The following is a 23293-nucleotide window of genomic DNA, read 5'->3' as shown; positions in this document are numbered from 1 at the left end:
TCCAGATAACACATATTCACGCGGCGTGATGTCCACGGAAACGTCATCCCATTCCTCGGTCGGGATTTCGGCAAGACGGCGTTCCTGAAGGGCTTCGCCGGTTGAGACGATCTGAACAACGCAGGCATGGCCAGCCTCAAGATCGCGCTGCATCGCCTGAATGGTGCTTGGCGTCTGCATTGCGGTGATCAGGTGGTTGAAGAAACGCTGCTTGGCGCTTTCGAACGCGGATCGCGCTGCCGATCGGGCCTGTGCGTTCAAGGTCCCATGGGATGCACTGGTGACGCCCGATGCTTCGAGCGCCGCATCGAGATGGGCGTGAATGACCTGAAATGCCCCGGCATAGGAATCGTAAATCCGCACCTGCTCAGGGGTCAGTTGGTGCTCGAGCAGGTCATATTCGACGCCGTCGAATGACAATGAGCGGGCAGCGTAGAGGCCGAGCGCCTTCAGATCGCGGGCCAGAACTTCCATGGCTGCGACGCCGCCATCCTCAATCGCGGCCACGAAGTCGGCGCGTGAGGCAAAAGGGAAGTCTTCGCCGCCCCACAGCCCAAGCCGCTGGGCATAGGCGAGGTTCTGCACCGTCGTGGCGCCGGTGGCCGAGACATAGACGATGCGGGCATTGGGCAGGGCATGTTGCAACCGCAGGCCTGCCCGGCCCTGCTGCGACGCTGAGACGTCGCCGCGCGCGCCTTTGCCGCCTGCGGCATTGGCCATGGCGTGCGCCTCGTCAAAGATGATGACACCATCAAAGTCACGGCCAAGCCAATCGACGATCTGCTGAACCCGGCTCGCCTTGCCGCCCCGCTCCTGCGAACGCAGGGTCGCATAGGTCGTGAACAAGATGCCTCCCGCCAGCTTGATAGGGGAACCCTGCCGGTAGCGTGACAAGGGCGTCACCAGCAGTCGTTCCTGCCCCAAAGCTGACCAGTCGCGCTGAGCATCCTCAAGCAGGCGGTCCGATACCGAAACCCAGAGTGAACGGCGGCGGCCTTTTAGCCAGTTGTCGAGAATAATGCCTGCGACCTGACGGCCTTTGCCCGCACCCGTGCCGTCACCCAGAAACCAGCCACGGCGAAAGCGGATGGCTGCGTCGTTTTCTTCAGCCGCCGCCGAGACGAGATCCCATGTTTCGTCAACGGTCCATGCGCCTGCCAGATGCCCGGAATGGGCCTCGCCAGCGTAGATTACGGATTCCAACTGCGCGTCGGACAACACGCCGTCAGCCAACAGGTGCTCGGGCAAGTGCGGGCGATAGGTTGGTTTCGGCGGGGCCACCGAGGCCATTGACGCCGATTGAACCAGCGGCGTCGGGTGCGGTAATGCGCCGGGAATGGCGACCGATTGAAGTCCATATCGTTCGTAGATGCTGTCACCGAGTTGCCCCTCGGGCGGAGCCCAGTCAGCAGTCGAATAGGTGAGTTCAGGCGCATCGGCATCGACCACGGGATTGATCGGGGCAGTTCGAGCAACCGCGCGGCTCGCGGGCGACGGCGAAGAAGCGCAATGCAGTCCGGCACGGGGCAATGGGGCAATCGGTCCGCGCGGCGGCACCTGCGCTTCGACCCATTTGAGCAAGGTCGCGGTATCAGAAGCAGTCCCTGCACTCGGAACGAAAGTCGTGGGATCGGAAGCTGGCAGCTTGTCGATCACCGTCAATCGCGTGTCGATCGTCGTGCCGTGCTTGCGATAGACCTTGCCGTCGATGGCGGCGGTGAAGACCACACGTCCGGTCCCCTGCAGCCGGATGAAAGCATCGCGCCATGCTGGAGCATCCGGAGAACAGCCAGCGCCGGTAATGACCACCAGCCGCCCCCCATGCTCGAGCTGGGCCAAGGCGGAAGCGATATGGCGAAGCGCGGCGTCCTTCATCGTCCGGTCGACATGCGCGACGGCCGAAAATGGCGGGTTCATGAGGATAACGCTCGGGCGCGCGGAAATGGGCAAGCGATCATCAATCGACGCCGCGTCATGTCCGCTGACAGCCACGCCTGAGAACAAGCGTGACAGCAGTGCTGCCCTGCCTTCAGCGAGTTCATTCAGCACGAGCTGTGCACCCGCCAGTTCGGCCTGAATCGCCAACATGCCCGTGCCGGCAGAAGGTTCGAGCACAGTTTCGCCCGCGCCAATCGAAGCAGCGACAACGGCCACGAACGATAGACCCGCAGGCGTCGAATATTGTTGCAAGGCCTGGCTGGTTTCAGAGCGCCGGGTGTGGGTCGGCAAGAGAGCCGAAACTCGTTCGATCAGCGCAAGGGAGCGAGATCGAGGGCCACCGCGTGACAAGATTGCCGGGCCAAAACGGCGCAGGAAAAGGATTTGTGCAACCTCACAGGCATCATAGGCACTCTTCCAATCCCATGCGCCTTCAGCATCGGTGCCGCCAAAGGCTGCCGTCATTGCCTCGCGCAAACAGGCGGATTCAACGGGCCGCCCGATTTCGAGCAGGGGTAGAAGCGAGGTTACTGCGGTCAGCAGCGCACGCGCACGCGCGTCAAATGCGCAATGCGTGGCGAGCGGCGCAGCGCCAAGCGCTGCGTCCGTAAGGATGTGGGCCATTGGTGGGATCTCCGGGAGAGCAGAAAGGGCGGATCACGCCCGGACACTCTCTCTCAAACCCGGGCGGTTCGCCCGCTCCCGGCTAGCCTCTCACTCGATTACAGCCTGATGCATATTGGTCAGTTAATTGGAATGAGCCGATCCGCCATTACTCCGGGATGAGTTTTTTGATCTCAAGCTCAGCGGAAACAGGCATATTCTCGCGCTCAAGCCTGCGAACCTCAGCCACAATCTTCTTGGCGCGCTCAACCTTGTCTTTTCGCCATTGCGTATCGGTTGGCGTTGCCAATTTTTCGAATGTTTCAAGCAGGTAGTCACGCTGGGTGCTGATGTAGAAATATGATTGATCGACAATCCATTTTTCCAGCGAGTATGAATCAAAGACATAGCCGTTCTGGGCATTCCAAAACTTCACGAGCCTGATGGTCGGCTTGATGAGGTGGTGATTAGCAGTGTTCTTTTCGGTCAGCTTGCCATTGAAATCATTAGGGTTTGTATTTTGCCACGCGCTTGTTCCATCTGGAATCTGGTAGCCTCCCCACATGTTGGCAAGTGCGGGCACAAGGTCAAATTTGATGTGGTTGAGTTCCAGCACGATGGTCGGTGAGGACTGCTTGATGTCTGACGATGAGTAATAGGCATCGACGAAGGCCCGAAGGCGGTTGAGGTAGGTTTGAGGGGTATAGCCCCCTTCGGCAAACACCACCATGTAATCAATATCGGAATGACCATCCATGCTGCGAGGCAAAATCGTACCGCGCGTAGAAGAACCAAAACGAAAATGGCTGTTTAGTTTGGAACCAAAATATGAATTGAGGCGCGTTTGCAAGGTAGCAACCGAACGGTTTATTGAATCCTGTTCGCCGGTTGAAAGTATTGCGTTGCTGGCACGATTGGTGAGGTAACTGTTGACTGTCATATGATTATTTATCGACTGCATGAGTGGATTCGCCAGCATCGATCCCGTCTCGGGCGACCTTGAAATCCTTGGTTGAAAACTGTGGACTGGCTTGGTTCAATTCGTTTCTGCGCTTGGTGAACTCATCCAAGCCGTCAATCGCCGACTGGTCGTCACAGACGTTTTCAAGCCGAATCTGCCGGAATACGCGCGCATCATTTCTGAGCGAGAGATATTGATCGCCGGAACTCTTGTGCGATGCGGCACGTTCAAACGGCTTCAAGAATGTCGATAGTGCGGTCAAGACGGCAACCACCGATGCAATCGCGCCACCGATTTCGGGGTAGTCCTTAAAAAAGGCCAAGCCCGCGATGCTACTTAAAATGACCGACGGGATTCCCAGCCAATAATGAAACCGGCTCCACCGCTCGTGAGCGTTGAAGTGAGATTTGCCGGAATGGATGCAATCCTCTTCGATCCGCTCAAGTTCGAGGCGGATTGCATCCTTCGGGGTGGGCACGGGGGTTGGGTTAGACATGCGATAATTGTATCACGAATTGGGGCTGTCGCGCCCATCGGGTTCTTTGGCGACGCCCTTGAACGGCGATCCGCCATTCTTGACGCTCATAAACTCGCCAGTGCGCTCGTTGCGCTTCTGGTAGTTGCCATCGGGGCGCTCAAATTGGGTACGGGCTGTAACTGCGCCGCGACGAAAGTTGTTGCCGGTATTCTTGGCCATAAATGCTCCTGTGATCTTAGTTGAACGTGTAACGCTTCCAAGGGATGGCGTTGGTCGGCACCCCAGAAAGAAAATTGGCAATGTCGCGGCGACCGAAATATGTCGGCACCCCGCGAGAATCCTGAGACATCAGGACAATCGGCATTCCCGGAAAGCAGCGACTAAAACTCTGCATTGCCGACGACGCTTCATGCCGATTGTCAGTGACATGACGCTTGACCACCACGACCGCGAAGGTCTGGCCTTGTTCCTTAATGACAGCACCTTCGAGCTGCATGGCAGTTCCTTTCTGCTTGGACTCGAGCACGATGCCCTTGCCTCGATTCGCTATATGACGGGATTTGGAAATAGCGTCAATGCAAACATATGCTATGTCAATCACACAAACATATGTTTGTGTGATTGACATAGCTGGCGTATTGGTTCAAAGGCACGGCCATGAACGAGTGGTCAATCTATTCGGCGTTGGGGGAAGCTGTGGCGATAAGGCGAAAAGCCATTGGCCTCACACAAGCACAAGTTGCTGTGAAGGTGGGCATTTCCCGCGCCTCAATCGCTAATATTGAGTCCGGTCGACAGAAGGTTTTGCTGCATCAAGTGTATCTGTTTGCGGAAGCCCTGAAGCTGCCGTCGATCATGCAACTTTTGCCCAAGTCGCTAGTGCGTGGCGAAAACGATATGGTTGTCCCCATTTCGCGCAGTGACATTTCAGAGCGTCAAAAGGCTCAGGTGAGCGATGCGCTGATGGGCATGTTTGGCAACGGCACAACGCTTGCTGCTTCGGACGATTCCTAGTGACCAGCCCAGCTCAAATTGCTCGTGACCACGCGCAGCGTATCCTGACAGAATACGCTGTGACGGCGCTACCGGTGCCAGTCGAGAAAATTGCAAAAAGTCTCGGCATAGCCGTGCGCTTTTCGCCGCTCGATCAGGAGCTTTCGGGCATGGCGCTCATCAAAGACGGCGTGTCAGTGATCGGGGTCAATGCGCTCCACCATCCCAATCGCCAACGGTTCACCATCGCCCATGAACTGGGGCACCACATCATGCACCGCGAACTGATTGATGGCACGGTGCATGTAGACAAAGGCTTTACGCTCTGGCGCGGCGAGTTGGCGACTCAAGGGACTGACCGGGTTGAGGTACAGGCTAATGCGTTTGCCTCGGAACTCCTGATGCCAAAGCAATTTATCAGTCAAATCGAAGGAATTGAAAGCCTAGATATTGACGATGAGGTTGGTATGAAGGCGCTCGCCAAGCGTTTTCGTGTGAGCGTGACAGCGTTGCAAAATAGACTCTCCTCATACATCTAGCTGACTGCGGAGGGGCGCATGGGGTTTGTCTTTTACGATACCGAGACGACTGGCATTGACACCTCCTTCGATCAGATTTTGCAATTTGCGGCAATCAGGACCGACGAAGACCTGAACATCCTGGAACGCTTTGAGGTACGTTCTCGGCTCCTGCCGTTCATTGTTCCAGCTCCAGGCGCACTTCGTGTCACCAAAATGACCATCGATCGGCTGCACGATCCCGCCACGCCATCGCACTACGAGATGGTCAGAGCCGTTCGCAGCAAGCTGGCCGAATGGTCGCCGGCCATTTTTCTTGGCTACAACAGTCTGCGGTTTGACGAAGAGCTCATGCGCCAAGCCTTCTACCAAACTCTGCACAATCCATATCTGACCAATCGCGACGGTAATTGCCGGGGTGACGTGTTGCCCCTCGTTCAAGCCTGTACTGAATTTGAACCAGATTGTGTGACCGTTCCCTATGGTGGCAACGGCAAGCCAGTTTTCAAGCTCGACCAACTCGCACCCGCTAACGGCTTTGCTCATGACAATGCCCATGATGCATTGTCGGATGTAGAGGCTACGATTCACATGTGCCGCCTTGTTCGGGACGGCGCTGGCGATCTGTGGAATCGTTTTTTGCGGTTCACGCAAAGAGCCGCGGCCGCCGAGTTTTTGGATGAAGATGAGCCATTCCTCCTGACGGAATTCTACTTCAACCGTCCCAAGCATATGCCGGTATTGCGGATTGGTCAGGACAGCGAACAGTCCAATGTTTCGGTCTGTTTCGACCTGGCACACGATCTCGATAAGTTTCGCAATCTGACCGATGCTCAGTTGCAAAGTCTCGTAGTCAGCTCACCAAAGCCGCTTCGCAAAATCAAAGCCAACGCCGCGCCGACCATGACGCCGCTAGAGGATGTGCCCGACCACCTTTTCGGTGATCTGACGCAGGATGACATTGCGGTTCGGGCTAGTGATCTTCGCAGCGACGACGCACTCAAAACCCGTTTGCTGGCCGCGTATGAGGCTACCAAAACTGTGTATGGGCCCAACGAACACGTTGAAAAGCAAATCTATGAGGGGTTTGCAGGAAATGCTGATGAGCAGCTGATGACGCAATTTCATGCGATGCCGTGGGAACACCGCCATACGCTGGCCAGTCAATTTCAAAATCCCAAGTTTGGCTTCTTGGCCAAGCGTCTCATTTTTGCCCACGATCCAAACTGTTTGCCCCTCGTCTGCCAACAAGAAATCTCTGCGCATATCTATTCGCGGATCGCCGCTCCGGATGACAGCGGGGTCAAGTGGACGACATTGACGAAAGCCCGGTCAGAATGTGAAAAGCTCATGGCAAGCGCAGCGGCCGCAGATCTTTCGCTGCTTCAAGGTTACCATGATTATCTGACCGCTAAAGTGGCTGCTTTGGCATAGTTTTTTCCGAGTAAGCGCGGCCAGGAATGGTGTCTGAAGATTGTGTCACTCTGACATTCCAGCCAATCGACAACCCGATAGGATGCTGGAGGACCGTACCATCTCAGGGTGCGCCGAAGGATTGATAACGAACCCGTGCCGTCCAGCAGCATACTCCCCAACCGACACCAGAAATCGTCGCGTTTCGTCGCTATTCCGATCCCCTCCGACGGTGGCCAGCGCCTCTACCATGCCAGGATGATCGGATGATCGAACGGCAGAAATCACCACCCAGTCCTTTTCGTGGCGGCGGGCAAACTGCTGGCGGTCGCGAGTGAATGATTCCGCCGCTGACAACGTGCGGCCATGGACGGCCTCCCAAGCATCGGGATACCAATCGCGCATCGCTCTGTCTGCCATTGCCTGTTCGCGGTAGGTGAACAGGTCCGGGTAACCTGCGGCGACGAGCGCCCATTCGGCGTCTTCTTCATACCAGCCGCCAGATAGTCGCAACGCGGGATCCATCCCCGCATTGCGTGCCCGGTCGAGCTTGAAGCCGCCATGGCCGGCAGTGGAATGAAAGACGATCCCCTCCGCGTAGATGGTCGCCGATTGAGACATGCCCCAAGGCGTGGAAACGCGCAGGATCGTATCGACGCGACCGAGCGCGTTGCGTTGGCGGACATGCAGCGCGATGTCGGCAATATAGGCGCGGAAGGAGACTTCATCAGCCACGGCACCTTCGGCGCAATAGACATCTGACCGGGACCATTCGCCAATCGGCCGGTTGAGCTTCCAGCCGGACACGATCGAGAAGCCTTCCTTGAGCGGAATGGCGATATAGGCGAGCCCATCGACCCGTGCGGCCATAAGGCCGTCGCTCGTCGTGCCATATTCGACACTGATGTCGTTCATGCCGCCCTCCTGAGTTCAGAGGGCAAAACTGCCAGATCAGCGTCGGTCACGATCTCGGCGCGCATCCCGGAATAGGGATTGTCGCGCATCCATGCTTCTGCCGATGACATGTCGGCCGCGAGGTGGCGCAATTCGTCCTTTCCCGAAACGTGGTCAAGACACGCACTTGCCCAGGTTTCGGCACGTCGATGATCTCGAAATTGAGCGGGCTTTCGACGCTGTAGGCGCGGCGCACGGTCATGACGATGACGCCCTGAGTGCCGTAGGTCGCCAGATGGAGCATGAAATGCGCCGGCGAACGGTAGTTGTCGGTAACCTGGCCGGGGTAGCGCTCAACGAGGCGGCCGGTGCCATTGTCGTTGTTCCAAGCGGCAAGTTTGCGGCGGAAACGCTCGGGCGGGCGCGGCTCGCCGTTAGAATAACGGATGAGGCTGCCCAAGGGGGCGGTGTCGTAGAGGTATTGCGCTGACATTTTCAGGTCTCCTTGAAACGCGAAAACCCGGCGCAATGGCCGGGCTTCTTGGGATGATTGGACGGGAAATTTCAGGTGGAGGGCGGTAGCTCGCCCAAACGCCCGAGCACCTCTTCGATGTAGGACGCGGTCGACATCGAATGAACCTCGTCAGCCGTTATGACGGTCGCCATCCCGCCAAAGCCGTCGGGCCGCATCTTCGTGCAAGTCCACGCTGCGATGATCTGCACATGGTCAAGGTCAGGCGATCGCCGCACAATGTCCTGGAAGATCAGGTCATAGCCGATCATCGAGAAATCGAGCTCGAACTCGTCTTCGCCAAGATCACCCTTGGCGATTTCCGCGCGCACCACGTCAGCGATGCGACTGACCATGCCATTATCCTGACCGAGCAATTCGACCAGCTCAGCGGTCGCGATCCAAGCCGTGTCGGCGACATTATCGCTGGCGAAAAAGTAGACCGCTTGGTCATTGCCTTCATGCTCGAACAGTTCGCACAGCAAACGGCGTTCGAGCGGGGTCATCGCCGCGACTGGTATATCCGGTTGCACGACCGTTGGTGAATGATAGTCAACCATGGCGTCTTCCGCAGGAGGGCCCGGGAGTTTTGGTTTTCCGCATTTGCAGTCTCCCCAAAAAGAGGCGGCCCGGCGTGGTGGCCGGGCCGGAGTGAGATAAAACAATCGGGATGTTGAACCCGCGCGGTTCGGATCATTCGGCGGCGATCGCGTAAGCCGCCTCGTCATCGTCAAGGAACGCGGGGAGCTCGAGCCCTTCACGATCAACGTCAGGCGTTGCGCCATGACCACCGTCGGCGTCGGGCGTGCGCAGCGGCTCTGGAAGCCAACCGGCATCTTCCAGCAGCCGTTCCGCTTCGCGGGCCATGTCGCCTTTTTTCAGGTGATCGATCATGCCAGCGAACTGCTCCCCGCGCGCTTCGGTCACATCGGCAAGGATGCGCGGTTTGGTCACGCTGCGGAAATAGCCATCGACTGTGGGCTTCCAGCCTGCCGCCACGACATCAAGACTGACTGCATGCGCCAGCACATGGCTGTGAGCGATGCGGCGTGCAATGCTATGCGTCGACACCCGGCCATTGTCGTATTTAGGGACGATCTCGGCCTGCGCGTTCACCGCGAGCGATGTGCAATGGGCAAACAGACTAGCCTGCTCATCGGCATCGAAGGCCAGAAGCGCGTCCCAAAGTTCCTTGTCGGACTCTGGCAGTCGATCCTCCCAGCGCTTCATGCGCTCGGCGATGGCCCGCGCGGGCGCACTGTCGCGCAGACCTGCAGGTGGATTGGCAAAGGACACCCGGTTCAGCGACAGTTGCAGGCAGCTCTCGCGGCTGTAGCTGTAGAAGGTGTCGAGCACGAGCGCGTGCAACACCGTCGCGAAGGCGGTGGCGGGGCTTTGGGCAAAGGCATCCTGCAACGCGAGTGTGCGCCAGGCGGTCAGGTCGGCAATCAAGCGGTCGGGCAACGGCTTGAGGATGTCGTCGTCGGCATCTTCTTCTTCAGTTCCGATAGGTGCCGAACCGCTGGCGCTTGGTGCGGTCCCGTTGTGGTTTGCGCCAAGTATGGGCTCGCCCGAAACAGGATCGACCCCGGAGCCATCGTCTTCGCCGCCCACTTCCACCACCGGTTCGTCTTCGGCTCGGACGTAGCCCCGCTCAATGCAAAGCGAACCATCCGCCTCGATCGTCACAAAGGCACCGGCGATTGCCATTTCGGCAGGATCGAAAATCATGGGCCGGTCGACCAGCTGGCCGATTTCCGTTTCGAGCCCTTCGATCCGCGCATAGACGTCCTGCGGCACGTTGGGGTCGTCGGCCCATTCGGTCTCGATCTGCTCGATTTCAGCCTGAAGCACCGTGAGCCTTGCCTGCTCGTCCTCAGTCATGGGCAATTCTGCGCCAACGATCTCACGGTGTCCGTTGGTCGCATTCCATGGCAGGTCGACGGCAGTCGCCACCCATTTCCAGCCTTCAGTGCCAATGCGGTTGCCCTCGGCTACAAGTTTCGCGTCGACCAAGCGGTCGAGCAGTGCGGGATCGGTGAGCCAGCCCCCGTCATCGTCCTCGAACAGGTCGCGCATCACGCCGCCGCCAGCCGCGACATAGGCATCGACGGACACGAACCGCACCCGCTTGTCGGCAACCCGGACGCTGTTTTCCGTCAGGCGCTGGCGGATGTAGGCGGCGGATTTGTTGAAGCTGTGGGTCAGCATTTCCCACACCTGCTCATGGCGCTCATGATCTTCGGACACGGTGAACGCCATCAACTGGTCCAGCGACATGCCGTCCTCGGCGTAAATGTCGTGGAGTTTGGGCGAGACCGACGCCAGTTTGAGACGCTGGCGGACGACAGCGGGCGTGGTCATGAAATGCGCGGCGATGTCTTCGGCGGCGCTACCCTTGTCGACCATGGCTTGCATGGCCCGGAACTGGTCGAGCGGATGCAACTGCTCCCGGTGCGCGTTTTCGGCATAGCTGTCTTCTTCCGCCGAGACGTCATTGTCCGCCGCCTTGACGATGCAGGGAATCGGCGCGGTGCGCGCCAGGCGCTTCTGTTTCACCAAATGCTCAAGGGCACGGTAGCGTCGGCCACCGGCCGGAACTTCGAAGATGCCGGTCTCCTGACCTTCGGCATCAAGCACCGGGCGCACGTTGAGGCTCTGAAGCAAAGTCCGGCGTGCGATATCCTCAGCAAGTTCGGGGATCGACACGCCTGCCTTCACGCGGCGGACATTGGATTGTGACAGGATTAGATGGTCGAAGGGAATGTCACGCGACGGGCTGAGGGTGATTTTTGCAGGCTGTTTGGCCATTGCAGGTCTCCATGACGGGCCGCCGCGAGACACTCTCTCGGCTTCCAAGCCCGTCACGAAGGCCCTGGCCTTCCTCTTCCTCTAGGGCCGCCACAAGCGGACCAACCCGCGATCTGGCAGGCCGCCAGGCTACCAGATTTCAGCCATCCCCTTCTGGCATGGCGCGTTCCCTCAGCAGCTTTTCAGCTCCCAGGATCGAACCCGCCTGACGGGCTGCCGCGACGTAGGCCGATATGGGCAACGCGGTGTCGAAGAGGATATCCCGCTCGATACCAAGGCCGAACGGCAGACGCAGCGACTGCAATTCCCGCAACGAAAAGCTGCCGAGTTCAGGGCAGCCAAGGCCGAGATCGGCAAGGCCGAACAGGATGTCGTCCTCGTCGAGTTCGGTGGCAAGCCAAGTGGCCGCGCCAAGCGGATTGAAGAAGCGGACAACGGGAACCGGATCAGGCTCTCGTTCGCCTTGTGCCTGCGCATTGCGGCGCGCGAGCATGTTCGCGAGCAAGGCCGCACGGATTTCGGGGGTGAGGAGGTTCATGCCGCCAACCTCCCTTCCAGGTCGAAGCCGTCGACTTCGTCCTCACCAGCGACATCAAGGCCAGTCGATGCGGTGTTACGACAGGCGAGGATATAATCTGCCGCCTTGGAGGCAGCGCTGGCGGCGCGCAGGATGGCGCGATTGTCTTCCCGGATAATCTGGAGCCACGAGCCGATGTAGTCAGCGTGGCGAAAGCTTGGCACAATCCCAAGTGCGGCGCAGACAAAGGCTCCGGCCATTTCGGCGATCAATTCTTCGCGGCCATAGTCCTTGGAGCCGAAGCTGCCGGTCTGATCGCGGCCAAGCCGGGTGGCATGGCCAGTCCAATGGCCCAGTTCGTGAAAAGCCGTGCGATGCCAGTTGATCGGCTCATGGAAATCGTCGGGGCGCGGCACCGCGACATAGTCATGCGACGGGCTGTAAAAAGCGGACGGGCCACCGATGCGGAAGTCGGCGCCCGTAGCAGTGATCAGCTCCTCGGCGTGTGGCAGGATCAGGCCATCCGGGATGGGCGGCGGCGGGAGACAGATATGTTCGGGCAGGTCGTCACACTGGTCGACCGAGAACACCGTGAAATGCTTGAGGAACGGAATCCCGCCACTGGTTGCGGTGCCTTCGGTATCCGCTCGGCGACGTTCGCTGCTGGGCACAAAGCGGCGGGTGTAGATGATACCGACCCCGCGTTCGCCGCGACGCACCGAGCCCCCCAAGGCCGCAGCCTGCCGGAACGTCAGGAACGCATGGTTTGAGAAGCCTCGGGAGACGACGGCATGCCAGAGGGTAAGCACATTGATGCCACTGTATCGACGGGAACTGACAGCATTGTGCGGCATGCCGATGCCGGCATTGGCCGTTCCCCAGGGCTGAACCCATGGGACGCGCCCAGCCTCGAGATCAGCGATGATCCGGTCGGTGATTTGCTGGTAAAGATTGGCACGCTCAGGTCTCGAGCGCGCAGCATGTCGTTGCGCCATAGCAGGTCTCCGCGGCGGACCACAGCGAGCCTCTCTCGCCGCTCTCAGCCCGTCACGGGACAATCACGCCCTCTTCCTCTTGCGGGGCGTTGCGGGGCGGCAGTCCCGCACGAAGGGGTCTGAAGAGACCGGGCGGGCTCAGCAGCAGGGGAAGGCTTTCCCCTCATGCTCTGGACCGATTTTATCGAGACATTTTAGGGTGGTTCGTGCCATGCTGGAGACGGGAGGCCTTCGATTGACCGAATTCACCTTTGTACATGCCGCTGATCTTCACCTCGACAGTCCATTACTTGGATTGGCGGGTAAATCTGCGGAATATGCCGCGCGCGTCGAGGCGGCGTCGCGTGAGGCCTTCGATAACCTGGTGGCCCTTGCGATCGATGAGGGCTGCCGGTTCATGCTGTTGGCCGGTGACATTTTCGATGGCGATCTGCGTAACTTCCAGACGGGTCTTTACTTCATGGAGGGAATGCGCCGGCTGGACGAAGCTGGCATCTCGGTGTTCATGGTCCTTGGAAACCATGACTCCGCCAATCGTTTTGCCGACAAGCTGTCCCTTTCCGGCAATGTCCATGTCTTTCCAAAGACCAAGGCCGCCACACATCGTCTCGATGATGTCGGGGTTGCGATCCATGGGCGGAGCTTCCCCCGCCCGGACGTCTCCGAAGATCTGGCGCGCGAATATCCGTCAGCAACCGAGGCACTGTTCAATATCGGCGTTCTCCATACGGCCTGTGCGGGCAGCGAAGGTCATCACGCCCGCTATGCGCCCTGCACGCCCGAGCAGCTCACCAATCATGGCTATGACTATTGGGCGCTAGGCCACGTCCACGCCCATGCCGTGCTCGGGGAGCACCCGCACATCGTCTATCCCGGCAATCTTCAGGGCCGGCACCCACGAGAGACGGGTCCAAAGGGAGCCGTCCTGGTCAAAGTCAATGACGGCAGAGTCACCAGGCTCGAGCATCGCGCGCTGGATGTGGTGCGCTGGGCATCGATCACAGTTGATGTGTCGGGAACGAGCGAACACCCCGAATTACTGGATCTCATTCGCGGCCATATCGCCCAAGCCGCTGAGCAAGCCGATGGACGGCCCCTTGCCCTGCGCCTGACGGTGACTGGAACGACACCGCTCCATTCCAGATTGATCCTCGAGCGCACCGCTTTCCGGGAGGACGTGGAAACACTGCTGGCAACGCTCTCGGATGACGTGTGGCTCGAAAAGCTGAGGTTGGAAACGGCCCATCCTGAAGCCCCGGACGCCGTCGATCCAACGGTGGCTGGCAAGCTTGATCAGGAAGTGACCCGCCTCAGCCAGGACAGCGCAATTGCGCAAGTGCTCGAAGCGCGGCTTGCCGAGATTCGGACGAAACTGCCCGCTGGCGCACATGCCGATGCCTTCATTGAGCAGATGCGTGCCGAGATACCCGAACGCGCCGCAGCCCTTGCGCGCAGTCTAGTCAGCGAGGCTGGTCATGCGCCTGACTGAACTCAGCCTTGAGAAATATGGCGGCTGCGCAAGTCGCGAGCTCGCCATTCCGGAAACAGCGGGCCTCACGGTGGTCTACGGTGCCAATGAAGCAGGCAAGAGCACCTGTCTCGAGGCGATCAGCGACTTCCTGTTCTCGATCCCCAAGAATACCCAGCGCGGCAGTTTGTTCGGCTACGATGGCATGCGCATTGGGGCCACGATGCTGATGGCTGATGGCAGCACGGTGACGCTCAAGCGCCGCAAGGGCAACGGCAAGACACTGGCTGACCTGTCTGGAACGGCGCTCGATGACACCGTCCTTGCGCCGGTGCTGGGTGCCATCACACGGGAGCGGTTCGAAACCCTCTTTGGTCTGAACCACGAAACCTTGCGCAACGGCGGGGAGCGATTGCTTCACGCCGATGGCGACATCGGGCGTCTGATCGTCGAAGCAGGCGGCGGCTTGCGCACGCTGGTATCTCGCCTCGAAGGTATCGACGGCGAAGCGGACAAGCTCTTCGATACGAGGCGGTCGGTAAATCGTGTTTTCTACCAGCAGCTGACGGCATTCGAGGCAGCCGAGAAGACGGCACGCGGCGCGCAACTGACCCGAGAAACCTTTGAGCAGACGCGCAAGGCATCGCTCGCAGCCGCGGAAAAGCTCGAGGCCCTGCGATCAGAGAGGCGCAGCCTCGGCGCATCGACGTCCCGGCTGGAGCGCGTCCTGCGAGTCGTGCCCTATTTGCGTCAGCTGGCCAACTTTACACTGGATCTGGTCGGCTACGACGATGTCGCGTCCTTCCCGGATGATTTCGCGGCCAAGATGCGGACTGCTCTGGACCAGCGCAACAAGGCTGAAACGCGGCTCGAGGCCGCGATCGAGCGGCGGGACCGCCTGAAGGCACGGCTTGATGCGCTGGTGGTGAACCCGGGTCTCAAAGCCGCCGAACAGCGGGTGCGTGATCTGGCTGAACGCGCCCTTCACGTCAGCAAGGCCCGGTCCGATCGTGCCAATCGTCAGCGCGAGATTGATGACGGCGAGGCTCAACTAGCGGCGCTGCGCCGGATGCTGGGCCTGCCGGCCGATGTGGACCTTGCACCACTGATCCCGGACCCGTCTGCCCTCGATCTTGTGCGCTCAGCTGCCGACGAGATGGTGGAGCGCCGTCCAAGTCTGGCTTCTGCCAGAAAGCGCCTTGGCGAACTGGCGGCTTCGCTTGCGGCAATTGACGATCGTTTGGAAGCGGCACGCCTGGCGGGGCATGATGCTCCGCCCGAGGCGTCGTCATCGGCCTTTGCCAGCCTTGCGGCCCAGAAGTCGGCGCACCAGGCACGTCAGCAGGTGCTGGAAACTGACAGCGCAACATTGACCGGACGGCTCAAGGCGCTTGGCTTCGATACCATCGATGCGCTTGCCACCCTGCCATGCCCCAGCGTTGACGATATTCGCAGTGAGCAGGCCGCGCGCGAGACATTGACCTCGCAGATCGAGGATCAGGCCAAGCTGAAGCGACAGGCCGAGCGCGACATTTCCGCTGGTGAGGCTGAGATTGGCTCGCTTCAGGCATCCGGGACCATTGCAAGTGATGCGTCACTTGCCGAGGCGCGCACTCTGCGTGCCGATGCCTGGAGGCCGATAAAGACGGCATATGTCGCGGGACAGCTGCCCGATGACGGCGCTGCTCGCCTGGCCGTTGCTGACGGTCTGGAAACGGCAATCGTGTCTGCAGACGAACTTGCCGATCGCCGCGCCGCAGAGGCAGAACGGGCTGCATCGCTCGCACTCGCGTTGCGGCGCGTCGCAGAGGCAAGGACTGCGGTCACGGCGGCAGAGGCCGAGACGGCCGCGCTTGTCGCACAAGGCGAAGTGCGCATCGCGCAATGGGGGAACAGTTTTCCGCAAGTTCTGGTCAAACACCCAGAACTGGCGTCGCTGCTCCAATTTGCCCAGGCCCGACAATTGGTGCTGGATGAATCAGAACGCTTGCGGAATTCGGCAAATGCACTGGCTTTGGAAGAGGCCCAGCTTGCGCCGGCCGTTGAGCTGCTCGAGCGAATCGAACAGAGCCGCAAGCTCGATACCACATTGTCGTTCGCGGCCCGGGTCAGCGCGGTGCAAAACGCCATTTCCCGGCACGAACAAGCACATGCCGAATATGGCAGGGACACGCGGGACCGGGAGGAATTGGCGCGGCAGCACAAGCTGGTTGAGGCGGAAGTGCAACAATTGTCGGACGCACAGGCCGCCTGGGATGCGGCATGGCCTGCGGCAACAGGTGCGCTGGGGCTCAAACCCGACATTTCTCCGGCAGATGCCAACAGTGCGGTCACCGAATGGGTGGGCGCACGCGGTGTGCTTACGGCAATAGGGCAGGCCCGCCAGCGGCTAAAGCGCATGGACGACGACGAGACGAGCCTTGCGAAGGATGTCCGCAGCCTCGCGACCGAACTCGCCATCGAGATCGGCGAAGACTGTGTGGTTGCAGCGCAGATGGTGCTGGCCCGATTTACCGACAACGCAACAGCGCAAACGCAATATGACGGGGTGCTGCCCGACTTTGAAGAGGCGAAGGTCGAGGCCGACCAGGCGCAAGAGGCCCTTGGCACCGCTCGGGAGGAGCTGGCGACGCTCGCGGCTTCGGCAAAACTTGATGGCGGCGATGATGGGGCCCTTCTGGAAGCAGCTTCACGGTGTGAAGCACGTATGGCTTTGTGCAATGAGATCGCTCTGGCGGAACGCACCGCGACGGACGTGGGCGACAAGCTTGATCTCGCTGCCTTGCGGGCGGAATGGGATGAACGCGACCTCGATGAGGTTCGCGCGGAACTGACCGAGCAGACATCGCGTGCTAGCGAGATCGAGAGCGAAATCGAGGCAGCCATTCTCGCCGAGAAGGCCGCAAAGGACGACCTTGCTGCCTATCTGAGCCAGAGCGAGGTCAATCACGCCGTTGCCGAACGCGAAGCGGCGGCAGCGCAGATGCATCTCGCCCTCGAGCGCTATCTCGAGTTATCGGTTGCGCGCGAATTGGTGACGTCGGCCATGGCAACGATCCGCGCAGAGCAGCAAGATCCGCTCATTGCGCGGGCAGGCGAGCTGTTCACGGCAACGACACTCGGTGAATTTGCCGGAATCGAGACCGATATCGATGACAAAGGCCATCCGGTCGTGGTTGGACGGCGAGCCAATGGCGGTATTGCTGCGGTTGCTACCATGAGCGACGGCACCCGCGACCAGCTTTTCCTCGCCTTCCGGCTGGCAAGTCTTGAGAATTATGCCAGTGCGACGGAGCCGCTGCCCTTCATCGCGGACGACATTCTGGTGCATTTCGATGATGAGCGCAGCCGGTCCACGCTCGACCTGCTCGCCGAGTTCGGCAAGACCAACCAGGTCCTGCTGTTCACACACCATCGCAGCGTCCGGGGCCTCGCCGAACCGCTGGCGCAACAAGGCCTTGCCAACATCATCGATCTGGATCGAGCTACTTTGGCTGGATGAATTCAAACGTCGTCCCAAAGCGTAACGGTGCATTCGCTGTCGGTGTTCATGAAACCGTCGACACCACTTGTAAGGTTCCAAGCCAAGCGGTCACCGTCATCTAAATATGCTTCAATCCAACGATCATGAAAACGCCGATCTTCGCCGCGCGACTTGAGTTCGAGAAGGAGCGGAACACGGCCCATGAAGCGCCGATCCCATTCCCGCTCCATATCATCCACTGTGCGCTGCGTTGTTTCGAAGTTGTCATTTCGCGCGCTTTCCGCATCCCACGCAATGACTGTGACACGCGAAACGCCCGGCACCTTTCGGGCTAGGTGAGAAGCGAAGTCTGCCGTGAGCAGTCGGTTGCGGCGTCCGGCCAACGCATATGGATCGCGAATGATGAGATGCTCGATCGCGCGCTTTCCCAGATTGTCGGCAAAAATGTCCCAGGCGCGATCATCTCCCTGATTATAGCGGACCATTCTCGGTGCCTTGTGGGAGTGTTCAACAGGTTGATGGCGTACTGAAAGGGTCGGACGCTGCTCCGGGGCCTCTGGTGCCAAGTTTGCTGGAACCGCATGAACCACAGCATCCGAAGCTGTCTGATCGGGCTGATCGGTGGCCGCCGGTTCGAACAGGCTCTCAAACAAATTGTCCAGGTCGCCATTGGTTTCGCCTGGCATCAGAAGCTGGGCGCTCAATCCACGCTTGCGTTCCATCAGCTGGTCTAACTTGAAGTCAAAACTCGCGTCGCGGAGACTGGGGTCGGGGTGAACCGCCAGAGGTAAATGCACCGTGACATCGCGAGTTTGACCGATGCGATAGACACGGTCTGTAGCCTGGTCTTCGACTGCAGGGTTCCACCAGCGCGAAGCGTGGATGACATGATTGGCAGCAGTCAGAGTAAGGCCTACGCCGCCGGCTTTGGGGGACAGAATGAGCACGTCGAACCCAGCTGGTCGTGTCTGAAATGCGTTCACAATCTGTTGTCGCATCTGAGGTCCAACACCGCCGTGGATCCGGGCAACAGGATGAGAAATGTCAAAACGATGACGGATTTCGGCAGCGAGCCTTGCTTGCATCGCAAGGTCTTCACAGAAGACCAGTGCTTTTTCTCCGGCCATTTTGATCTGCTCAAGCGCCGTGAACACCGCCTGCAACCTTGCCGAATGTGCTGGATCGAATTCAGCGCCGTCCGGACTTCCCGGATAGAGCGAGGTGCTCCGCAGTTCGTGTAACACCTTGAGCATCAAGCCCCGTTGACCACTTCCGCGCAGTGCTACCGCTTGTTCGATTGCGCGAGAGTAGCGGTCCGCCTGGGCGGGCGGCATATAGATCTGATGCTTGACGATCCGCTTCTGGGGCAGACCGTCAAGGACTTCGCTCTTCATGCGCCGAAGCATTACGGGTGGACGCCCGTCTTGCCGATCTACTAGCTGGCCGCGAAGTTCGCCTAGCGCAGCGGCATCGTCTTCAGTGTAGCGGCGTTCAAAATCCCGACTTGCACCAAGCAGCTTTGGCCAAGACCAATCCATAATGGTCCATAAATCCTGCAACCGGTTCTCTACCGGCGTACCAGTCAACGCTATCCGAAAGCGTGCGTTTACAGTGGTAGCAGCGCGGCGGATCTGGCTGGTAGCGTTCTTGATCTTTTGCGCCTCGTCGCAGACTGCGACGGCAAACCGCTGACGCGCAAAACTCATGTGATAGTCCCGCAAGGTCTCGTAGGTCGTCAGGACCACGCCATAGCCCTCGAAGGCGCTTGCCGAGAGTTGTGCTGATCCCGACTGCGTATCGCGGCCTCGGCCCTGCCTCAGCAGGCCAAGATTGGTGCCAAATGCAGGTAAAATTTCTCCGAGAGCGCCCTCAACAAGATGGAGCTGCATTTCCTGGCGCCAGTTTTCGAGCAGGCCGGTAGGAGCAATTATCAGAAAAGGTTCTGTGACGCGCTGATCATGGCGCAGCCATGCAAGGAACGACAGGAGCTGGTACGTTTTCCCCAAACCCATATCATCTGCGAGCAACACGCCCGGCATCCGGTTAGCCCACGCTTCTGCTAGCCAGTTAAAGCCTGTTCGCTGATGATCCTTGGGTTCGCTGGAAACCGCATTCGGGAATTGAGGGCTAGTGAAGGTCTGGACAGCACCAAGGGCACTTTCCTCATACTCAACTTGCTCGAAGTTTTCCGACACTGTCAGGAACAATGGGCATGCCTGGTCAGTCGGTTCACTGTCTGGGCTCGATGATGCGGCTACAGGGGTGATCCGATCGCGAAGGGCACGAAGCGAATCCAATGCCTGTGCCGTGGCAGGCACTGTGGCGTTCCCAATCTGGACGCTATCTTGTCCTTCTACGACAGCCTTCTCTAAAGCGTTGATGGCTTCATCGAGCTGCTCAGCAGCAATATCGACTTGCTCGCCCTCGGGAGGATCACCGATATAGAGGCCAAAGCTTTCGGGAAGCCAACTGTTCGCTTTCGGCTTGATCCAAGGCAGAACCGGCTTTCGCCAGATGTCGATGCCGTTGACCCGTTCAGAATATTGCTGCGTCTCGATAAAGAGCGCGTCGACCGACCCGTCGGCCAATGCGCCGTCCGGCATGGCTTCAGAGATGTAGCGCCTCGGGCTCAACGCAAACTTGCGGCGGCTTTCCTCATCCAGCCCTTGGGCGCGGCGCACAATTTCGAGTGCACCTTTAAGTTCGGGGTCCAGATAGACAATCGTGCAATCGTCTAACCGATAGGCATTGAGGGCACGATCAGACCCACGAAACTTCTCAACGAACCTTTGCTGAAGGGACGGAGGTAACAGACCGTCATCCTCCCCATCTGGCATTTCGCCTTCCTGGGCAGCGTTGCGCCGCGCCCGACTGAAGAGGATGGGGTCGAAATCAAAATGTCTGCCATCGGTCTTGAGATCGAGTGAGAAGCCAGCCGCATAGCTAATTCGCAACCGCTTGAGGAAACCATTGGGATGCAGGATGTCCCCTTCTGCGGCACTAAGTGTTTCGCGGAGCTGCGACATCGCAAACTGTTGTCCGGCGTCATCCGTAGCGCCATTTACCGCCCGAACAGCTTCGAGCGTTGACCATAGTGGTTCAGCTAACCGCCAATCCTGGGCATTGAAGCGCAGGCGACCAGCAACCGGAGTTACGCGGGCAGCCAGACCACCTGGTCGAACCCATCGTGTTTCCAGTCGGAATCCTGGACGACCAAACACGCCTGATGTTTCGATCTCCAACTGAATGCGAATTGCAGGTGGGAGTGCGAGAGCCGCTGCTTCCTGCTCCGAAAATGCCGCAACAACGGAACCGTGGAGGAGCACAGAGCCATCATCTGTTGGGGTGATCAAAGGCGCCCCGTCAACGCCGCGAGCATCATTGGCCCAACGATCGAGCAAGTCAGCAGCGATGCCGCGCGCATGCGCTGGTGCTTTGAGTGTCCAATCGTCGAATGGCACAGTTTCGCCAGTTTGGCCGATCAGTGTGAGCAGTTCGCCTTCAGGAACCGCCTTCGACGAAAATCCTACCATCCCCATAGCGATACCGGCCTTGGTCCTTTGTAAGGTATGCGTGTTGTGGTCGCGATGTGATCTGCAAACTTTCTGTACCATTTGCCTTGGTGAGCGATCGCTTCAAACCCCGTTCCACCACTCATCGAACGCAGCGTCTGGCCTTCATAGTATTTGCTGTTGAATTTTGGCAAAAATCTCGAGTTCTCTGCCGCATCGACCCAGAAGCGCGCGCGGCCGTTGTCGCTCCATTCGGCAACAATAAGGTCGCCGATTTTCATGAGCAGAACGGACTGGCTGGATGCTGCACCGCTGCCGCCTACCCGACCGAATAGCAATCCATGCGATGACTTTGCGATCTGGGCCAGACCTCGCGCATCTTGGCCGAGAGCGAACCAGGCACGTTCGACAAACTTATTGTCGAGATAAGCCTCCCAGAATGCGCGCCTTTCTTTCCACTGATCGGGGCGATCCGTCGTCCGAGCAATGAGATCAAAAAAGAGTCGGACTGTTTTCTCGGTGATCCACTGATGCAGCACCCTTAGAACTTCGGCCGCATCACGAAGGCCTTGGATGCGTGACAGCTTTTCAGCCAAGGTATCCCAATTGTTTTGGGACGTCCGGGGGTCGCCAAGCCTGTCCAGGAGTAGCGCCATGACTTTGTCCCGATAGGCATCGTCGGGATCCATCGCTATCCAGGGCTTTAGCAGAACATATGCGAGTAACTCGGCATTCGCCTTGATCGTGCTTTCACCGAGTGATGCACCCAGGCTCAGAATGTCTTCTCCCTCGACCTGACCGACCGACCGCGACTGTGGGACATTCTGCTTTGCAGCGAGAGATTGTAGGAGGGCACCGAACGCGGCGTCGACAAAGCCGCCGCTGAGGTCTTGGACGCGTAGATTGGCCATTGCCAGGAATGCTTCGCGATCCTCGGCTCGCAAAAGTCTGTCGCCCAGTCCAGGAGGACCGAGTTCGGAATCCCAAATTGGAATACTGCGTGAGAGCTCGCTCCATGGAGAACCCAACTGCTTTTGCCGACTTTTGCAGTACAATCCGAGTTCTACAAATAACGGAACGCCGACTTTGAACCGATTCCAATATGCCCGGGCAAGCCGTCGATCCAGTGTCCGTTTCGCGATTGCAGAACAGTGTCTAAGAAGGTCGGGAACACAGTCTTCTAAGTCTGGGTGGTCCCAAATTTCGCTGGCCAAGCGCCTGAGATCTCTTCGAGCCAGTTCGGACGGCTTGTACGGATTAACCCGCAGAACAAATTGATGCCATGGCTCTGCGTCGACGCGCTCGTCAGTGCCCATCGCGCCCCATTCACGGGTCAACTTTGCCAAAGCCCGGATCTGCGGCGGGCGGGGCATTGCCCAATCGCTAGTGATTTTCGCACTAACAGCGAGCAAGCCAGCCATTATTTGGACCTCAGCATTTGGGCAGCTTCCTGGGCAGCATCGCTCTTAGGCGTTACCATGATAAAGCGAAGATCAATGCGGCGATGACGTGCCTTCTCCGTTTCCGGCAAAGGTCGCCCCCCTGCTCCCAAAACTGGTCGATATGGACCATAGCCTGCAACGCCGAGAACTGGCGTGGGATAAACATCATCGCCGTTTGTCAGTATCGCCAAACCGGGCTGGGCTTGGGTCAGGGCAAGATAGGTCCGTGTAGCTCGTCGGGCAGAAAGATCGAGATTGCCCAGTCCAGTCGTGTCCCCCCGGATGGGGTCGCGGTCAGTGTGCCCTTCGACAAGAAGTGTATCGATCTTGTGCTCTTCTTCTCGGCCGTTACACCGAATCAGCGCTGAGTTTGTGGATCTTGTGTAGCAAGGTAAGCGCATGGCGAGTACTTGCGCCACGAGGCTAACTGCCTCGCGTCCGCGGTCACTAAGCTCAAACTCGTTAGAATTGAAAAGTACCTCTTCAGGCAGTCTTAGAATGCCTGTTTCTGTATTAATCGATATATCCACGCCTGGAAGCTTTTGCTCGATGTCCTTTTCAAGCTGCTCCAATAGCCGTCGTCGGGCTTCTCCAGCACCAACTAAGTAATCTTCTTTTTGCTTGAATGTAACTGCAAAATAAACAAGCAAAATTATGAACACAAAAAGGAGTCCTACCAACATGTCGGACATGGAGATGAAGTAGCTCTCTTCTTCTGGCTCTCCTTGCCTGCGTCGGAAAGAAGTGTCGCTCAT

Annotated in this window: 18 protein-coding genes and 1 pseudogene; 5 read left to right on the top strand and 14 right to left on the bottom strand. The window is 58.8% G+C overall.

The features are described from left to right. Positions 1 to 6 precede the first annotated feature (6 nt). The 5 genes and pseudogenes from PP1Y_RS07710 to PP1Y_RS07690 form a co-directional block, all read right to left on the bottom strand. Positions 7 to 2562 (bottom strand): annotated as a pseudogene (locus PP1Y_RS07710) (strawberry notch-like NTP hydrolase domain-containing protein); the annotation flags it as partial. A 148-nt stretch (positions 2563 to 2710) separates the two neighbouring features. Beyond that, positions 2711 to 3481 carry a nucleotidyltransferase gene (locus PP1Y_RS07705; protein WP_013831726.1) on the bottom strand — a complete coding sequence of 257 codons (771 nt, stop codon included), beginning with the start codon at positions 3479 to 3481 and terminating at the stop codon, positions 2711 to 2713. A 4-nt stretch (positions 3482 to 3485) separates the two neighbouring features. Further along, positions 3486 to 3998, bottom strand: a complete 513-nt coding sequence (locus PP1Y_RS07700) for an SLATT domain-containing protein (protein WP_013831725.1) — start codon at positions 3996 to 3998, stop codon at positions 3486 to 3488. A gap of 12 nt (positions 3999 to 4010) precedes the next feature. After that, positions 4011 to 4199 carry a hypothetical protein gene (locus tag PP1Y_RS07695; RefSeq protein ID WP_041558666.1) on the bottom strand — a complete coding sequence of 63 codons (189 nt, stop codon included), beginning with the start codon at positions 4197 to 4199 and terminating at the stop codon, positions 4011 to 4013. 16 nt (positions 4200 to 4215) lie between these two features. Next, positions 4216 to 4506, bottom strand: a complete 291-nt coding sequence (locus PP1Y_RS07690; RefSeq protein ID WP_232512578.1) for a hypothetical protein — start codon at positions 4504 to 4506, stop codon at positions 4216 to 4218. A gap of 131 nt (positions 4507 to 4637) precedes the next feature. Between PP1Y_RS07690 and PP1Y_RS07685 the strand changes: the two genes are divergently transcribed. The 3 genes from PP1Y_RS07685 to PP1Y_RS07675 are packed head-to-tail and all read left to right on the top strand — an operon-like array spanning position 4638 to position 6925. Next, complete coding sequence (locus tag PP1Y_RS07685; RefSeq protein ID WP_013831723.1) at positions 4638 to 4994, top strand: helix-turn-helix transcriptional regulator; 357 nt, start codon at positions 4638 to 4640, stop codon at positions 4992 to 4994. Next, positions 4994 to 5512 carry an ImmA/IrrE family metallo-endopeptidase gene (locus PP1Y_RS07680; RefSeq protein ID WP_013831722.1) on the top strand — a complete coding sequence of 173 codons (519 nt, stop codon included), beginning with the start codon at positions 4994 to 4996 and terminating at the stop codon, positions 5510 to 5512. The genes PP1Y_RS07685 and PP1Y_RS07680 overlap by 1 nt, the downstream gene beginning before the upstream one ends. Before the next feature lie 18 nt (positions 5513 to 5530). Continuing rightward, positions 5531 to 6925, top strand: a complete 1395-nt coding sequence (locus tag PP1Y_RS07675) for an exonuclease domain-containing protein (RefSeq protein ID WP_013831721.1) — start codon at positions 5531 to 5533, stop codon at positions 6923 to 6925. A gap of 45 nt (positions 6926 to 6970) precedes the next feature. On the opposite strand, the gene PP1Y_RS07670 is transcribed toward PP1Y_RS07675, so the two are convergent. The 6 genes from PP1Y_RS07670 to PP1Y_RS07645 form a co-directional block, all read right to left on the bottom strand. Next, positions 6971 to 7819, bottom strand: coding sequence for a hypothetical protein (locus PP1Y_RS07670; RefSeq protein WP_013831720.1), 849 nt, complete (start codon positions 7817 to 7819; stop codon positions 6971 to 6973). A 46-nt stretch (positions 7820 to 7865) separates the two neighbouring features. Beyond that, positions 7866 to 8291, bottom strand: coding sequence for a hypothetical protein (locus tag PP1Y_RS07665; protein WP_013831719.1), 426 nt, complete (start codon positions 8289 to 8291; stop codon positions 7866 to 7868). Positions 8292 to 8362: 71 nt separating this feature from the next. Continuing rightward, positions 8363 to 8869 carry a hypothetical protein gene (locus PP1Y_RS07660; RefSeq protein WP_013831718.1) on the bottom strand — a complete coding sequence of 169 codons (507 nt, stop codon included), beginning with the start codon at positions 8867 to 8869 and terminating at the stop codon, positions 8363 to 8365. Positions 8870 to 9002: 133 nt separating this feature from the next. After that, entirely contained in the window at positions 9003 to 11120 is a 2118-nt protein-coding gene (locus tag PP1Y_RS07655; protein ID WP_041558665.1) for a ParB/RepB/Spo0J family partition protein, read from the bottom strand. Positions 11121 to 11259: 139 nt separating this feature from the next. Continuing rightward, positions 11260 to 11658: a DUF2958 domain-containing protein gene (locus PP1Y_RS07650; RefSeq protein WP_013831716.1), complete on the bottom strand. Its 399-nt coding sequence runs from the start codon at positions 11656 to 11658 to the stop codon at positions 11260 to 11262. Continuing rightward, on the bottom strand, positions 11655 to 12632 hold the full coding sequence (locus PP1Y_RS07645; RefSeq protein WP_013831715.1) for an ArdC family protein: 978 nt from the start codon (positions 12630 to 12632) through the stop codon (positions 11655 to 11657). The genes PP1Y_RS07650 and PP1Y_RS07645 overlap by 4 nt, the downstream gene beginning before the upstream one ends. Before the next feature lie 235 nt (positions 12633 to 12867). Between PP1Y_RS07645 and PP1Y_RS07640 the strand changes: the two genes are divergently transcribed. Further along, the gene (locus PP1Y_RS07640; RefSeq protein ID WP_041559191.1) at positions 12868 to 14121 is read left to right on the top strand and encodes a DNA repair exonuclease; all 1254 of its coding nucleotides are present in this window, start codon (positions 12868 to 12870) and stop codon (positions 14119 to 14121) included. After that, complete coding sequence (locus PP1Y_RS07635) at positions 14108 to 17602, top strand: YhaN family protein (RefSeq protein WP_013831713.1); 3495 nt, start codon at positions 14108 to 14110, stop codon at positions 17600 to 17602. Before PP1Y_RS07640 ends, PP1Y_RS07635 begins: the two co-directional genes overlap by 14 nt. Before the next feature lie 2 nt (positions 17603 to 17604). On the opposite strand, the gene PP1Y_RS07630 is transcribed toward PP1Y_RS07635, so the two are convergent. Genes PP1Y_RS07630 through PP1Y_RS07620 form a run of 3 tightly spaced genes read right to left on the bottom strand, consistent with a single transcriptional unit; the run spans position 17605 to position 23293 of the window. Next, positions 17605 to 21117: a DEAD/DEAH box helicase gene (locus tag PP1Y_RS07630; RefSeq protein ID WP_013831712.1), complete on the bottom strand. Its 3513-nt coding sequence runs from the start codon at positions 21115 to 21117 to the stop codon at positions 17605 to 17607. After that, positions 21111 to 22517, bottom strand: a complete 1407-nt coding sequence (locus tag PP1Y_RS25305; protein WP_083835183.1) for an EH signature domain-containing protein — start codon at positions 22515 to 22517, stop codon at positions 21111 to 21113. Before PP1Y_RS25305 ends, PP1Y_RS07630 begins: the two co-directional genes overlap by 7 nt. Continuing rightward, positions 22517 to 23293 carry an OmpA family protein gene (locus PP1Y_RS07620; protein WP_013831710.1) on the bottom strand — a complete coding sequence of 259 codons (777 nt, stop codon included), beginning with the start codon at positions 23291 to 23293 and terminating at the stop codon, positions 22517 to 22519. The genes PP1Y_RS25305 and PP1Y_RS07620 overlap by 1 nt, the downstream gene beginning before the upstream one ends.

Origin of the sequence: Novosphingobium sp. PP1Y, assembly GCF_000253255.1 — a bacterium.
Taxonomy (GTDB): Bacteria; Pseudomonadota; Alphaproteobacteria; order Sphingomonadales; family Sphingomonadaceae; genus Novosphingobium.
The sequence above is the reverse complement of the archived record's forward strand: the minus strand, read 5'-3'. Positions and strand labels throughout refer to the sequence as shown.

What these genes read in the sequence shown, in the direction of transcription:
- PP1Y_RS07705 (WP_013831726.1), bottom strand. Translation starts at nt 3,481, where the DNA reads ATGACAGTCAACAGTTACCTCACCAATCGTGCCAGCAACGCAATACTT.
- PP1Y_RS07700 (WP_013831725.1), bottom strand. Translation starts at nt 3,998, where the DNA reads ATGTCTAACCCAACCCCCGTGCCCACCCCGAAGGATGCAATCCGCCTC.
- PP1Y_RS07695 (WP_041558666.1), bottom strand. Translation starts at nt 4,199, where the DNA reads ATGGCCAAGAATACCGGCAACAACTTTCGTCGCGGCGCAGTTACAGCC.
- PP1Y_RS07685 (WP_013831723.1), top strand. Translation starts at nt 4,638, where the DNA reads ATGAACGAGTGGTCAATCTATTCGGCGTTGGGGGAAGCTGTGGCGATA.
- PP1Y_RS07675 (WP_013831721.1), top strand. Translation starts at nt 5,531, where the DNA reads ATGGGGTTTGTCTTTTACGATACCGAGACGACTGGCATTGACACCTCC.
- PP1Y_RS07670 (WP_013831720.1), bottom strand. Translation starts at nt 7,819, where the DNA reads ATGAACGACATCAGTGTCGAATATGGCACGACGAGCGACGGCCTTATG.
- PP1Y_RS07665 (WP_013831719.1), bottom strand. Translation starts at nt 8,291, where the DNA reads ATGTCAGCGCAATACCTCTACGACACCGCCCCCTTGGGCAGCCTCATC.
- PP1Y_RS07660 (WP_013831718.1), bottom strand. Translation starts at nt 8,869, where the DNA reads ATGGTTGACTATCATTCACCAACGGTCGTGCAACCGGATATACCAGTC.
- PP1Y_RS07655 (WP_041558665.1), bottom strand. Translation starts at nt 11,120, where the DNA reads ATGGCCAAACAGCCTGCAAAAATCACCCTCAGCCCGTCGCGTGACATT.
- PP1Y_RS07650 (WP_013831716.1), bottom strand. Translation starts at nt 11,658, where the DNA reads ATGAACCTCCTCACCCCCGAAATCCGTGCGGCCTTGCTCGCGAACATG.
- PP1Y_RS07645 (WP_013831715.1), bottom strand. Translation starts at nt 12,632, where the DNA reads ATGGCGCAACGACATGCTGCGCGCTCGAGACCTGAGCGTGCCAATCTT.
- PP1Y_RS07635 (WP_013831713.1), top strand. Translation starts at nt 14,108, where the DNA reads ATGCGCCTGACTGAACTCAGCCTTGAGAAATATGGCGGCTGCGCAAGT.
- PP1Y_RS07630 (WP_013831712.1), bottom strand. Translation starts at nt 21,117, where the DNA reads ATGGTAGGATTTTCGTCGAAGGCGGTTCCTGAAGGCGAACTGCTCACA.
- PP1Y_RS25305 (WP_083835183.1), bottom strand. Translation starts at nt 22,517, where the DNA reads ATGGCTGGCTTGCTCGCTGTTAGTGCGAAAATCACTAGCGATTGGGCA.
- PP1Y_RS07620 (WP_013831710.1), bottom strand. Translation starts at nt 23,293, where the DNA reads ATGAGCGACACTTCTTTCCGACGCAGGCAAGGAGAGCCAGAAGAAGAG.